Consider the following 13,485-nt stretch of genomic DNA (forward strand, 5'->3'; position numbering starts at 1 on the left):
AGCGCCTGCGCGCCGCACCTTCAGGTGCAAGGCACCGATTACCGCACCCCGGCGCTTGAAGCGGAAATGGCCGTCATGGCCGATGCCGCGCGCCTGCCGCTACAGGTCTGGGCCGCCGAAAACCCCCGCGCGATCATTCTGGGCCTGCATGGCATGAACGATTATGCCAATGCCTTTGATGCGCCGGGCGCCTGGTTCGCCGGTAAGGGCATCACTTTATACGCTTATGATCAGCGCGGTTTCGGCCGGGCGCCGGGCCGCGGCCTTTGGGCGGGAAACGGGCAGATGGTGCGCGACCTTGAAACCGTGCTCACGCTGGTGCGCGCCAGACATCCCGGCGTACCGGTTTATCTTCTCGGCACCAGTATGGGCGGGGCGGTGGCGCTGCGTGCACTGGGCGGCGCGGATGGTGAGGCGTTGCCGGTCGATGGCGTCATTCTGGCCGCGCCCGCCGTCTGGGGCTGGTCCAATCTCAATGCGCTTTACAAAACTTCTCTTTGGCTTGGCGCGCATCTTCTGCCGGGCCAGACGTTGAGCGGGCGGGGGCTCGAAATCTGGCCGTCCGACAATATCGATATGCTCAAACGCCTCGGCGCCGACCCGCTTGTCCTGAAAGAAACGCGGATCGATGCAGTGTACGGCCTTGTCGGGCTGATGGAGGAAGCCTATCAGGCGGCAGAAGAGGTAAAGGTGCCGGTACTGCTTCTCTACGGCGCGAAGGATGAGATCATCCCTGAGGAGGCGGTGCGTAAAATGGCGGGCCAGCTCAAGGCGCCGCTGACCATTGCCTATTATGGCAAGGGCTATCACATGCTGCTGCGCGATCTGCAGGCCGAAACCGTTTACCGTGATGTCGCCGCTTGGATCACGGACCGGGAAATGCCTCTCCCGTCAGGCGCTGTCTATGAGCAGGTATGTTTTGCCGAAGCTACATGTGCGGTGCCGGTAGCGCCCTGATCCTACCTTGCCTCAGTTGCCTGCCGCGGCCTCTTTTTCCTGCGCGCGAATGCGCTCTTGCGTGCGTTGGCGCAGAGTTTTGATCAACGAGCCGATCCGCGTGAGATGCGGTTCCTCGGCATCGAGAATGGCCAGGAAAAGACGGCTTTTGAACGCGTCGCGCTCCGAAGGAGAGATGGCGGCCTTTGCCAGCGTGTTGCAGGTAATGTCCACTAGCCGCTCTGCCGATTGCAGCCGTCCCCAAAGATAGTCGTGCTCGCGCGCGGTGCGGCTGAAAAACGCGCCGAAGCGGCCAAGGTCGCGCCCGCGCAGCGCCATGATATTGCTGCCTTTGCTGAGGCCCTTGGCATCGAGCGGGCTGATCCGGTCCACACGGATCGTGTCGATATCGTCCACTTCCTCATTGAGCAGCATCGGGAAGGTAAGCACATCGAAAAACGGAAAGCCGAGATAGGATTGCAGCAGCTCGCGCCGCTCGTCTTCCGGCAGCGTGTTGACCGCCATGATGGAGAAGACCTCGTCCACTTCCCGGTCCACTTCGCCGAGCGACATGATCGGTGCGAGCGCTTTCAGGATTTCTTCCACCTCAGCAACACTCAGCCTTCCGCCCTTGTCTTTCAAAAGCAAGGAGACTTTCTGTTTGAAGTCGGTGCCGAAAAAGCCCGGCTGCGTGCGTGCCTGCAAATGATCGAGCGCGCGGTAAAGAAGTCGCTTGAATTCATCCAGCCCTTCGCTATCGACATGGACTTCCTCCTGCGCCACGACTTTCTGATAAAGCTCGTTCAGGCGGCGGATGACGAAGCGCAGACGGCGCACGCGGAAATTACGGTCGAAGTTCCGTAAAAACGCGATCCATTCCTGTGTGGCCTTTTCCCGGTCCCCGCTTGAGGGATTGTGCCAGCGCACCGGGAAAATTCCTTTCGCCTTGGCCCAGGCTTCCAGCGAATTGGAAAGTGCAAGCCGTTCGCTCGGATGCTGAATGGCGGCGCTCATTTCGTCGATGAGCGTGGTGAGCGCATCGAGAATGGAGAGCATCTTGACCTGAATATAGCCGTCATAGGCATAGCCCGCCTGGGAAACGGCCATGGCGTTCGCCTGATGGCGCCAATAGGACAGGGTGGTGACATTCGGTGCAAGGCTCGGGTCTTCGGCGATGATGGGAGCTACGACATCGGCCACATGGGGCCGCGTGGCGCGCACGACTTCGCGGTATTGGTGAATGCGTTTACTTATCTGCTGCAGCGTTTCCAGCTCGTCGCGTACCGGCTCATTGCGCGGAATGTCGGAAAGTGCGCCGCGGATCGATTGAAAGAAACCGGGCAGGGAGCGTTTGCGAATCTTGTTGCGCCCCTCAGGGTCAGGATCGATATAAACGATGCGCCGGTCCACTTCGCGGAAGGCGGGGCGGTTGCGCAGCGCCGTAATCGCTTCGGCGAAGGGTTTGTTGTTCAGTACCGAACCGTCGATATAACTGGCGCTTGTCGGGTCGAGCCCGGCATCGATGAGCGGTTCGAAATTATGCTGGATGAATTCCTCCCGCGTCGGCCAGTTTTCGCCGCGCTTTTTCAACACCCGGTCGATTTCGGATATTTGCATGGGCGGAAAAGCGCCCGGAAAACACGAGGTTGCCCGCGCGGCAAAAACGAGACCCGGAACGTTCTCCGCCCCGAAATCGCTGTCCACCTTACCGTCCGGATGTTTGAAATAATTGAAGTGCAGCACGTGGCGGTGCTCGCGCTCTTCGATCAGTGGGGGGTCATTCAGCGGAATTTTCTGCGAGAAACCGAAAAAGTCCGTCAGCGTGACGAAAAGCTCCAGCCTATGCCCGAGCGGCAGGAGCGAGGCGCGCGGGGTGCGCGGCGTCCCCATGCTCTCGCTCGCATCGAGCAGCATATTTGTCAGCTTTTCACCGGAAAAGGGCGGCTTGAACCAGCGCGAGCGTAAAAAGAGTGAGGCTTTTTCGCGCGCTTCCTCGTCGGGAATAAGTTTTGTCAGCCACTTATTGTTGATGTTCCAGAAGAGCGGGCGGATGAAGACCTTGCTCCATTTGCCTGGCATCGCTTCATCATCGAGCAGCGCCGTGACATCGGCCTTGTTGAGCCACATGTCCCGGTGCGTGTCGAGCGGCAGGTCATGGGCAAGTGAGCGGGCGAGCATGACGCCATTGATGCCCCCGGCGGAAGCGCCCGCGATCACATCGACAAAGACGCGCAGTTCTACTTCTTCGCCAATGCGCTTCAAGATGTCGAAATAGACGCTCTCCGTATCGCTTTCGCGCGCCGTGTCGTCATTGAGGTCGGTATAGGTTTTTTCCTGGCGCTCGGAGGCGAGCAGCGGCGCGTTATAGATGCGCGAGGCGCGGACAAGCTTTTGAATCTCTTTCGTGACGCCGTGCATATAGACGGCGAGCGACACCCCGCCATAGCAGACAAGCGCAAGCCTGAGCTCTTTTTCCTTCATCCGGCATTGCCCCGTTTTTGGCCCCGTTTCTGGCCGCCTATCCGGGCGGGGTGGCCCGCGCAGGATAGGTCTTCATTCTTACGCGGCAGGCTATGGCGCGGTCAAATGCTCAGCCGCGGCTTTCGAGCGGCCCTGCCGGATGGGGGCGGTATGGGCCGGACGGGCCGTCAGGCGCTGAGCGGTAAGGTTGAGATAGGCGCTGGCAAAAAAGAGGTAGGTGGCCACGCATTCGATCGTTTCTTCGATCATTTTCGACTGGTTCTTCCCCTCGATCAGCACTTCCTTTTCCGTGGCGTCGGTAAAAAGGTAAAGTGCGATACCGAGCAAGGTAAAAACACCAGGCCGGGTTTTCGCCCAGCCCCAGGCCGCCTCGAAACCGGCACGGATGTAGCGCAGGCTCGCCGCGATCAGCCCCAGCCAGAAAACCCCCAGCACCGCATAGTGCAAGTCGCCTTCGATGATGAAGAGGAAGTAAGGCTCGGCCCAGGTCCGCTCCACTTCCACCTCGCGCGAGAGCACCGTCGTGAGAAAAAGTCCGAGCCCGGCAAAGAGCCGGCGCGGCACGGGCACCGTTTCACCATAGGCGGCGATGAAGAAGAGAAGTGCCCCTGCGAGGAGATAGAGAAGCTGCAGGATCTCGGCCGCCTGGTTCTCCCGGAAGCCCTCGCCGATCGTCCAGTCGCCCGTTGCCAGCGCATAGGCGAGGAACCCTGCCATGGCCGCAAAGAGGGTCCACAAAAAAGCGCCATGAATGCCGCTGCCGTTTGTACCGAATGAAAGACGCATGAACGCTCCGGAAAGAGAAAGGGGGTGAGCCCGGGATCAGAGCGGAGCCCTAACATGCAGGCAGGACACAGAGCCCGGAAAATCCGGGCGAGGGCCGGCTCTTGCGATCACGTTTCAGCGAGAGGCGGCGGGGCAGGCGTCAAATGCGGGAAAAATGGTGGGCGGTACTGGATTCGAACCAGTGACCCCAGCGATGTGAACACTGTGCTCTACCAACTGAGCTAACCGCCCACGGGGGCGCAAGACGCGCCTCAGAGGGGCGTCTATAGGCTGCGCGGGCTTTTCAGTCAAGCCCAAGGGCGGCTAGGCTGGGCAAAGAAAAGAGGCCCTGAAAAGGGCCGCGATAAGGGAAAGGAAACCCCATGGCCGCCGCCCCTCAACTCACCCGTCCCGGCCCCCTCCACACGCTGGGCATTCTCGCCCGCCTTGGCCTGCGTGCGCTCAAAAGCCGCTGGCAGGGGGAGGGCGCGGACCCGGAGAAAGAGGCGGAGGCCTTCGCCGCCGCCTTTACCGGGGCGGTGCGCGCCCATGAGCACAGTTTCGCCGGCTGGGCGTGCACGCAGGTGCCGGCGGGCGCGGCGGACTGGGTCGATACCGGCATCGATCTCGAACGCGGCCAGCGCTTTTCGCTTTTTGCGGCGGGCGCCGTCTGGCTTGCCCGCCCGCTCGGCCTGCGCTTCGGCCCGCAAACGGGGCTCTGGCTGCGCATCGGGGAAGGGCGCATCGAAAAGATGATCGGCGCCACCCATAGCGGCGAGGCGGATGTCTCGGGCCGACTCTATGTCATCACCAAGCCGCCCGGCGAATGGCTGAGCGAGGCGGGGGATTTCGACCCCGCTTACCCGCGCGAGGAACTGGAAGGCGGCTTCACGCTCGGCATCTGCCTCTGGAAGAACCGGGACGGCCCGCGCGCGCTCCAGCCCCTGCAGGAGGCGCACCCGCTTTTCGCCCGCGAGGTGAAGCGCCTGGCCGCCCCCATCAAAACGCCGGAGGGCTGGCATTATCTCTGGCGCCTCGGCCAAGGGGAAATCTACCGCCAGGAGCACGAGGCGGATAATTGCATGCACTGCCATACGAAAGAGGACGTCGGCATCCTGCAATATCCCGCGCCCATGCCGCTCACCGACAAGCTCACCCTCGACTGGCGCTGGAAGGCGGACCGGCTGCCCTCCGCGCTCGCCGAAGACATCCAGCCGACCCATGATTATCTCTCCATCGCGGTGGAGTTCGATAACGGCCAGGACCTGACCTATATGTGGTCCGGCGGCCTCGCCCCCGGCACTATCTTCCGCTGCCCGCTTCCCTGGTGGGACGAGCGCGAAACCCACTGGGTGCTGCGCGGGCCGGGGGACCTTGGCCGCTGGCTCGATGAAAGCCGCCCGCTCAAGGCCGATTATGAAAAGGCGATCGGCGGCGAGCCGCCCCGCTCCGTCACCGCCGTCTGGCTGATCGCGGTCTCCTGCTTTCAGCGCGGGGAGGGCGTGTGCACCTATGAGCGCATCGAGCTCGTGGACGGGCGCGAGCATGTGAGGGTGGTTTAGAACCCCGCCGGAAGATTCCGTGTCTGCGGCGCACCGCTTCGCGCTGCACCGCGCACGGAATGACGAGGGTGATTTAGAACCCCGCGAAAGCTTCCGGCGCGAGGCGGCGCAGCGCGTCCGGAAACGCGTCATAATGATCGATGACGATATCCGCGCCGAGCTCACCCACCGGCACCCGCGTATAACCGAAGGAAAGGGCGATGGAGGGAATGCCCGCCGCCAGCGCCGCATCGATATCGGGCGCGGAATCCCCCACCATGATCGCCCGGCCGGCATCCCCGCCGAGCCGGCGCACCGCTTCCAGAAGATGATCGGGATGGGGCTTCTTCACCGGTAGCGTATCCCCGCCGATGACCACGGGGAAAAAATGCGTGAGCGAAAGCGCGTCGAGCACCTGATGGGCGAGGCTCTCGATCTTGTTCGTGCAGACCGCCATGGCCGCGCCATGTTCGGCCAGCCTTTCAAGCTGCGCCAGAACGCCGGGCCACAGCACCGTGTGATCGGCAATATGCTCGGAATAATAGGCGATGAAATCCTGAAAGGCCTGGTCGAGCTGCGCTTCACCGGCGGGCTCGCCCGTCTCCTTGAAGCCGCGCTCCATGAGCAGCCGCGCGCCGCCGCCGACGAGATGGCGCACCCGCGCTTCGGGCACTTCCTCGCGGCCATGGCGCGCCAGGATCACATTCATCGTGTGGCAAAGGTCCGGGGCCGTATCGGCCAGGGTGCCGTCGAGATCGAAAAGAAGAACAGGCCGCGCGCTCATATCAGTCTCTGTATTTTCACTCCGGCTGCCTCCGCGCAGCCCGACGTTCTCTCGCATGCGGGCCGCGCCGATGCAAGCGGCAAGCACCGGATCGGCCCGCGCCGCGCGCCTGTGGATAAGCCGGAAAGGAATCCGCCTTCAAGCGCTTGGGCGGGAAACCGGATTCAAAATCTGAAGCGCTTCATCCAGCATCTGAACTTTGCCCGGCGGCAATGCCGAGCGCTTTAAGCCGCGCTTCAAGCCCCCCGCGCGCCCGTTCCCAGTCCGCCCGCGTGAAACCGAACATCACCGTGTCGCGCAGCCGCATCTGCCCCGTCTCATGGCCCGCCTCGTCCCGCACGGGCAGATGCATGTGATGGCGCAGCACCCCCTCGCGCACCGCGCCGAGCTTGGCGATGGCGGCCTGCGAGCGGGTGTTCAGCGCGTCGGTCTTCAGCTCCATGCGGGTGAGGCCCAGCCTCTCGAAGCCATGGGCAAGCAGCAGATATTTCGCCGCCGGGTTCACCGCCCCGCCCCAATGGGAGGGGTGATACCAGGTGTGGCCGATCTCCGCCCGCCGGTCCCGGCTGGAAATGTTGAGATAGCGGGTGGAGCCGGCAAGCTGCCCTTCCTCGCCCGTGCCGCCCGGACCCTGAGAACCGGCGAGCCGGATCGCCCAGACGCTTTCGCGCCCCGCCTCCGCCTCGCCGAGCGACCAGTCGAACCAGGCATCGAAGCGGGCCCCGCGCGCGGCAATGGGCATCCAGCGCCAGATGCGCGCCTCCTCCCCGGCGGCGCGCAAGCCCTCCCGGTGGGCGGGAGAAAGCGGCTCGAGCCGCACCGGCCCGAGCGTGAGCAGGCAGGCCCGCCAGTCCTCGGCCCCCAGCGGGGGGAGCGGGGCGTCGAGCGCGGTGTCGGGCGGGCCGGATGGATCGGGCAAATCGGTCACGTCGGTCTTCCTTTTGTCGGGCCGGGCAAGGGGCAGCGCATTGGCCCCATAAAGCCCGCGCCACGCGCAAATGGGCAGAGCCAATCCGCTTATGGGCGCCATGCCGCCCATGACCGTCGCGGGGCTCGATGGGCCATTTCGAGGAAGCGCCAAAAGCTCCGCGGCGGCGCGCCGCCCGGAGGGATGAGTCTTCCGGCCCCGCCTTAAAAGGAGGGGCAAGGAGCGCCGCAAGCGACGATCCTAGCTAGATACGGTTCGCCTGACGGCGCTCCTCGCGCGGCGTTTTTTGGTTCGCTACCGGCCCGCCCAGCTCGCCCGCAGCCTGAAAGACTGCGCCGGGTCGTAGTGCCCGGACCCATGCCGGTACCCCCGGGACGCGCGGGACCGTTATTTCCGCGCGCCGCAGGCGCCGCTCCCGTTCCGGCAGGCGGCCGGTCCGTCCACCCCCTCCACGAAACGGGACTGGGTCAGAATAAAAGCGGGGGAGAAGGCGGGGATAAGTTTTTGGTGGAAATTTAAAAGTACCTACCCAGAAGCCGTTTGCCTAAAACTTACAACTGCTCGTCTCTTATTGCAGTTCTTCAGGACGCAGAATAGCACGTCGAATTGCTCTCCAGTCATCAGGCGGAACCTCCGCATAATCTTGCTGGCCATCCTCTTGAGGCAAAAGGTTGTTAGGAGCCTGTGATGTGCTCATAAGCTCCACGTAACAGCCATAGTCCAATTTATAAACATCATACCTTGCGCCAGGGTCGTCGTGGGAAGAGACATTCTTTTTTAGCACGTGTAATAAACGGCTATCAAAAAGCTTGTCTATCCGCTCATCTCGAGTATCTGCTGGGAAAAAGAATGCGCGAGCACGCCGTTGTCCAATGACTTCATTGATGATTTGTTGAAGCAGATCCGCTAACGCGTTGTCAGATTTGAGCGCAATGCTCTTGTCGGTATGATACCAATTTCTGGCACCTTTTCTTATATGCGCCATTGATATTGCAGAATCGAAAGAAGACTTGCAAACCTCCTTGAGTAGGTGGATCGCATCCCTAGGAACGCCTTCAGAAGCTCGAACAAATTCATCAAAAACAGTATACTGAGTGAACAGGTTTTGAACTAACTGCTCAGGGCTTGTAATTGGATCTGTCGTTCCTTCTTCTTCTTTCCCCTCCTCCGCAATGATCGACTTGTAATGTCGGTAGACTAGATGCTGAAAGAAGTCACGAGCCTTTTGTTGGTCGTTGTCGAATACCATGAAGTCATCCAGGTTCAGGTCCGCACTGGCGTCTGCACCTAGTTCTATTCCCACATACTCTCCCTTGCTGCGTGAGATCATAAAGTTGGAACGATGCTCAATTGCTGCGATTTTGATTGTTACCTCACGGAGCGGGAAGAGGCATCTCCGGAAAAGGTCTGCCAAATAGGGTTGCAAGTCTGTAGGAACTTCACTCCATTCATCTAAGAGTATCCAAAGTCTCTCTACCTCCGTAGCTTTCAGAAGATCATTCAGCTTGTCTTGAATGCCTCCGAAGGTGAGATGAGGGACTACTCTTCCGCTTGTTTCCGTGGTGTAGCTTTTTTTGTCTTCTTTCGTAGCGTCTTTTCCACCACCTAAAGACAATCCTGGGTTTAGAGCGTTTAGGTCGAGGCCACCTTGACCGCTGGTGTTATTAGAAGTTGTTTGAGTTTCAGCGTGAGAGACTTGTGTCGGGCCAATTACACGAACTTTTAGAATTTGCTCGGCGAATTCGTCTAAGTGCTTTGACACAGCATCTGCGTTCTTCACTCTGTCCACAGCATCAATAGCAAAAGGCAATATTTCATCGTGTATTGCCAGAAGTACATCACATAATAGCGTTGTTGCGCGTTCTGCTATCGTTAAGTTGGTATCAGAGTAAATGGATCCATTTGAGCCAACTTGGCGAAGATCAATGTAGATTGGCACGCTGTATGCGGAGCGGACTTGTTCAGCCAAAAACTTTAGTGCATGGGTTTTTCCCGTTCCTCTTCGACCAAAAACAATCTGATTGTTTTCAGTGACGAGAACGTCCATCAATGGTTCCGCATTAACAAAGGTCTTTGTGAGGATTTCCTCTCCCGCTCTCTCTGCTCGAACATTTAGCTTTTGAATTAGCTTCTTTTTGATTTCCTTTGACAATTGCGCCCCCTCAACGGAAATTCAAAACTTACAGTTTATCATAAGGGGGTTACATGTATTAGCAAGCATGTACTGGAATGAGAGCACTTGTTTGAAAGAGAAAATTTGAACCCCCGTGTGACTCCGCCATCTCTTGGCTTAATTTATTCGCTTCCGTCCCCCCTGACCCCCGCGTTTCTTATACGTCCGCGTGCCGGCTTTGCCGCCGGTGGAGCGGGCGGATTTGCGGGGGGAGGACTTTTCCTCCACGGCGCTTTGGCGGGCCATGGGGTCGCCGGCGACGGCGAGTTCCACGTCCTGCAGCCGTTTGATTTCGTCGCGCAGGCGCGCGGCTTCCTCGAATTCGAGATCGGCGGCGGCGTCCTTCATCCGCTTTTCCATATCCTCGATATGGGCGCGCAGATTGTGGCCGACGAGTTCCACCGTGCCCTCATCGCCCGTATCGACGCGTACATGGTCGCGTTCATAGACGCTTTCCAGAATGTCGCCGATATTCTTGCGCACGCTTTCCGGCGTGATGCCGTGTTCCTGGTTATAGGCCATCTGCTTTTCGCGGCGCCGGTTCGTTTCGGCAATGGCGCGCTCGAGCGAGCCCGTCATGTTGTCCGCGTAAAGAAGAACGCGCCCGTCCACATTGCGCGCCGCGCGGCCGATGGTCTGCACGAGTGAGGTTTCCGAGCGCAGAAACCCTTCCTTGTCCGCATCCAGAATGGCAACCAGCGCACATTCGGGAATGTCGAGCCCTTCGCGCAGCAAGTTGATGCCGATCAGAATGTCGAAGGCGCCGAGGCGCAGGTCGCGGATGATCTCGATCCGCTCCAGCGTGTCGATATCCGAATGCATGTAGCGCACGCGCAGGCCCTGCTCATACATATATTCGGTCAGGTCCTCGGCCATGCGCTTGGTCAGCGTGGTGACGAGCACGCGGTGGCCCTTCTTCGCCATTTCGTGGCATTCGGCGACGAGATCGTCCACCTGGGAGGAGGCGGGGCGGATTTCGCAGACGGGATCGATAAGGCCCGTCGGGCGGATGACCTGTTCGACGAAGACGCCGCCGGTCTGCTCCATCTCCCAGCTGCCGGGCGTCGCGGAGACATAGGTCGTCTGCGGGCGCATGGCGTTCCACTCTTCGAATTTGAGCGGCCTGTTGTCGACGCAGGAGGGCAGGCGGAAGCCGTATTCGGCGAGCGTCGCCTTGCGCCGGTAGTCGCCCTTATACATGGCGCCGATCTGCGGCACGGAGACGTGGCTTTCATCGGCAAAGACCAGCGCATTGTCCGGCAGATATTCAAAGAGCGTGGGCGGCGGCTCGCCGGGCTTGCGGCCCGTGAGATAGCGCGAATAGTTTTCGATGCCGGCGCAGGAGCCCGTCGCCTCCATCATCTCGATATCGAACTGGGTGCGCTGCTCGATGCGCTGGGCTTCCAGCAGCTTGCCGGCGGCGTTCAGCTCTTCCAGCCGCTCTTTCAGGTCGATCTTGATCTGCTTGATCGCCTGCTGCAGCGTCGGGCGCGGGGTCACATAGTGCGAGTTCGCATAGACCTTGATGGCGTCGAGCTTGGCGGTCTTCTGGCCGGTGAGCGGATCGAACTCGGTGATCTCCTCCACCTCGTCGCCGAACATGGAAACCCGCCAGGCGCTGTCTTCATAGTGCGCGGGGAAGATTTCCACCACATCGCCGCGCACCCGGAAGGTGCCGCGCTGAAAGGCCTGGTCGTTGCGCTTATATTGCAGGGCCACGAGGTCGGCGAGAAGCTGCGTGCGGTCCAGCCGGTCGCCGCGCTTCACCTGGAAAGTCATTTCCGAATAGGTTTCCACCGAGCCGATACCGTAGATGCAGGAAACGGAGGCGACGATGATCACATCGTCCCGTTCCAGAAGCGCGCGGGTGGCGGCGTGGCGCATCCGGTCGATCTGCTCGTTGATCGAGCTTTCCTTCTCGATATAGGTATCGGTGCGCGGCACATAGGCTTCCGGCTGGTAATAGTCGTAATAGGAAACGAAATATTCCACCGCGTTATTTGGGAAGAAGCTTTTGAACTCGCCGTAAAGCTGGGCGGCCAGCGTCTTGTTCGGCGCGAGGATGAGGGCGGGGCGCTGGGTCTTCTCGATCACCTGCGCCATGGTGAAGGTCTTGCCCGAGCCCGTGACGCCGAGCAGCACCTGGTCGCGCTCGCCCCCCTTGATGCCTTCCACCAGTTCCTTGATCGCCTGCGGCTGGTCGCCCTTCGGCTCGTATTCCGAAACGATTTCGAGCTTGATGCCGCCTTCGCTTTTTTCCGGGCGCGGCGGCTTGTTCTGCAAGAAGGACAGATCGACGGGCAGATCCGCCGCGGCGCCCTCATGCACGAAGCCGGCGCCCGGCGCTTCGGCAAAACCGGAAGCGGCGGCGGGTTTTTTACTGGAGGAGGTTTTGGTGCTCATGGCCCACAATATGGCGGCGCCGGCCCCGTCTGGCTAGGGCCATTTGGCAGGAGATGGCGGCAGGGCGCTTCACTCCTGACAGCAGGGTGTCAGGAGGCCCGGTCCTCTAGGCCGGGCGCTTCCTCCGGCGCGTCCCGCAGGTCGCGGCGGCGCAGGGCGGGGCCGAGCTGGGTGGCGAGCACGGCGATGAGAATGAGCGCCGCGCCGCTCCAGGCCAGCGGGGTGAGCCGTTCGCCGAGCAGCAGTGCCCCGAAAAGCGCGGCAAAGAGCGCCTCGCCGGACATGATGATGGCGGCATCCGACGGCGGCGTGTGGCGCTGGGCGAGGCTTTGCAGCGTAAAGCAGAGCCCGCCGGACAGAATGCCCGTATAGAGAAACTCGAAGCTAGCGCCCGCAAAGGCGGCGGCGGAAAGCCGGTCCGCTTCGAAGGCCAGGCCGAAGCCGAACCCCGCGAGCCCGGTCACGAGAAATTGCATGAAGGCGATGGCGAAGGGCCGCTCCAGCGCCTCGACATATTTGCCGACAAGCAGCACTTGCGCCGCCCAGAAAAGCGCGCTCACCACCATGATCGCATCGCCCCAATTGAGCGCCGCGCCATTGCCGCCGGAGAGAAGAAACGTGCCCGCGAAAGAGAGCAGCGCCGCGCCCCAGATGATGCCCGGCGCTTTGTACCGCCAGAGCGCCGCGCCGAGGATCGGCACCAGCACCACATAAAGCGCAGTGAGAAACCCGGCATTCGTGACGGAGGTGACTTGCAGCCCCACTTGCTGGGTGATGCAGGCAAGAAAGAAGACAAGGCCGATGCCCGCCGTAATGAGCCCGTTGCGGCGGCTGAGCGGGCGGGCGCGGCGGCGGCTCTCCCATAGCGCGAAGGGCGCAACGGCCAGCGCGGCCAGCAGAAAGCGCCCGCCGGTAAAGGTGAAAGGACCGACATGTTCCATCGCCGTGGCCTGGCCGACAAAGGCCGAGCCCCAGACAAGGGCGGTGATCAGCAAGAGAAGGTCGGCGCGCAAACGGCTCATGCCTTTGCCTAGCCGCCCGGCGCCCTATGCGCAAGAAGTAAGGGCGCGCGCAAACCCCGCTGCGTATTTGCCCGGGCGGGAATGCGCGGGCGCTTGCGCATTTCCCGTCTGGCGCAAGCGGGCTGGGAAGGGCGCAATGGGGCGATGCAACAGGAGATACCCCATGACGATCTATGTTCTGGCCCAGTTCAAGATTCATGACCGCGCCCGCTATGAGCGCTACATGGCCGCCTTTCCAGACGTCTTTGCGCAGTTCGGCGGCACGCTGCTCGCCGCCGAGGAAAAGCCGCCGGTGGAAGAGGGAAAATGGGAGGGCGACAAAGCCGTGCTGCTCGCCTTTCCAGGCCGCGTCGCCTATGAGCGCTGGCGTTACAGCGAAGCCTACCGCGAAATCTCGAAAGACCGCGAGGCGGCGACGGAAGGCAGCGTGATCGTGCTGGGCGGTTAGCCGC

The 13,485-nt window shown here is 61.3% G+C and carries 10 protein-coding genes and 1 tRNA gene; 3 read left to right on the plus strand and 8 right to left on the minus strand.

The genetic code is table 11. The features are described 5' to 3' along the window. The first annotated feature begins 24 nt into the window (after nucleotides 1–24). Entirely contained in the window at nucleotides 25–957 is a 933-nt protein-coding gene (locus tag ACOQOT_RS05355; RefSeq protein WP_420561344.1) for a lysophospholipase, read from the plus strand. 12 nt (nucleotides 958–969) lie between these two features. On the opposite strand, the gene ACOQOT_RS05360 is transcribed toward ACOQOT_RS05355, so the two are convergent. From ACOQOT_RS05360 to ACOQOT_RS05370, 3 genes are all read right to left on the minus strand, one after another. After that, nucleotides 970–3,417 carry a patatin-like protein gene (locus ACOQOT_RS05360; RefSeq protein WP_420561345.1) on the minus strand — a complete coding sequence of 816 codons (2,448 nt, stop codon included), beginning with the start codon at nucleotides 3,415–3,417 and terminating at the stop codon, nucleotides 970–972. Between the two features lie 90 nt (nucleotides 3,418–3,507). Continuing rightward, nucleotides 3,508–4,203, minus strand: a complete 696-nt coding sequence (locus ACOQOT_RS05365) for a hypothetical protein (RefSeq protein ID WP_420561346.1) — start codon at nucleotides 4,201–4,203, stop codon at nucleotides 3,508–3,510. A 155-nt stretch (nucleotides 4,204–4,358) separates the two neighbouring features. After that, nucleotides 4,359–4,434, minus strand: a tRNA-Val gene (locus tag ACOQOT_RS05370). Between the two features lie 131 nt (nucleotides 4,435–4,565). Here ACOQOT_RS05370 and ACOQOT_RS05375 point away from each other — a divergent pair. Continuing rightward, nucleotides 4,566–5,744 (plus strand): DUF3047 domain-containing protein, encoded by a 1,179-nt coding sequence (locus ACOQOT_RS05375; protein ID WP_420561347.1) that lies wholly within the window; start codon nucleotides 4,566–4,568, stop codon nucleotides 5,742–5,744. Nucleotides 5,745–5,817: 73 nt separating this feature from the next. Here the strand turns inward: ACOQOT_RS05375 and gph are convergent, their stop codons facing one another. The 5 genes from gph to ACOQOT_RS05400 form a co-directional block, all read right to left on the minus strand. Continuing rightward, nucleotides 5,818–6,507, minus strand: coding sequence for a phosphoglycolate phosphatase (gene gph / locus ACOQOT_RS05380; RefSeq protein ID WP_420561348.1), 690 nt, complete (start codon nucleotides 6,505–6,507; stop codon nucleotides 5,818–5,820). A gap of 181 nt (nucleotides 6,508–6,688) precedes the next feature. Beyond that, complete coding sequence (locus ACOQOT_RS05385; protein WP_420561349.1) at nucleotides 6,689–7,435, minus strand: GNAT family N-acetyltransferase; 747 nt, start codon at nucleotides 7,433–7,435, stop codon at nucleotides 6,689–6,691. A 568-nt stretch (nucleotides 7,436–8,003) separates the two neighbouring features. Beyond that, entirely contained in the window at nucleotides 8,004–9,587 is a 1,584-nt protein-coding gene (locus tag ACOQOT_RS05390) for a hypothetical protein (RefSeq protein WP_420561350.1), read from the minus strand. A 138-nt stretch (nucleotides 9,588–9,725) separates the two neighbouring features. Next, complete coding sequence (gene uvrB, locus ACOQOT_RS05395; protein ID WP_420561351.1) at nucleotides 9,726–12,011, minus strand: excinuclease ABC subunit UvrB; 2,286 nt, start codon at nucleotides 12,009–12,011, stop codon at nucleotides 9,726–9,728. Between the two features lie 89 nt (nucleotides 12,012–12,100). Further along, on the minus strand, nucleotides 12,101–13,033 hold the full coding sequence (locus ACOQOT_RS05400) for a DMT family transporter (RefSeq protein ID WP_420561352.1): 933 nt from the start codon (nucleotides 13,031–13,033) through the stop codon (nucleotides 12,101–12,103). 163 nt (nucleotides 13,034–13,196) lie between these two features. Between ACOQOT_RS05400 and ACOQOT_RS05405 the strand changes: the two genes are divergently transcribed. After that, nucleotides 13,197–13,481: a DUF1330 domain-containing protein gene (locus ACOQOT_RS05405; RefSeq protein ID WP_420561353.1), complete on the plus strand. Its 285-nt coding sequence runs from the start codon at nucleotides 13,197–13,199 to the stop codon at nucleotides 13,479–13,481. Nucleotides 13,482–13,485: the final 4 nt, after the last annotated feature.

Source organism: Tepidicaulis sp. (assembly GCF_965222285.1).
Taxonomy (GTDB): domain Bacteria; phylum Pseudomonadota; class Alphaproteobacteria; order Parvibaculales; family Parvibaculaceae; genus Tepidicaulis.

Excerpts from the sequence above, each read along its gene's own strand:
- ACOQOT_RS05375 (WP_420561347.1), top strand. The coding sequence starts at position 4,566 with ATGGCCGCCGCCCCTCAACTCACCCGTCCCGGCCCCCTCCACACGCTG.
- ACOQOT_RS05360 (WP_420561345.1), bottom strand. The coding sequence starts at position 3,417 with ATGAAGGAAAAAGAGCTCAGGCTTGCGCTTGTCTGCTATGGCGGGGTG.
- ACOQOT_RS05405 (WP_420561353.1), top strand. The coding sequence starts at position 13,197 with ATGACGATCTATGTTCTGGCCCAGTTCAAGATTCATGACCGCGCCCGC.
- ACOQOT_RS05400 (WP_420561352.1), bottom strand. The coding sequence starts at position 13,033 with ATGAGCCGTTTGCGCGCCGACCTTCTCTTGCTGATCACCGCCCTTGTC.
- ACOQOT_RS05365 (WP_420561346.1), bottom strand. The coding sequence starts at position 4,203 with ATGCGTCTTTCATTCGGTACAAACGGCAGCGGCATTCATGGCGCTTTT.
- gph (WP_420561348.1), bottom strand. The coding sequence starts at position 6,507 with ATGAGCGCGCGGCCTGTTCTTCTTTTCGATCTCGACGGCACCCTGGCC.
- uvrB (WP_420561351.1), bottom strand. The coding sequence starts at position 12,011 with ATGAGCACCAAAACCTCCTCCAGTAAAAAACCCGCCGCCGCTTCCGGT.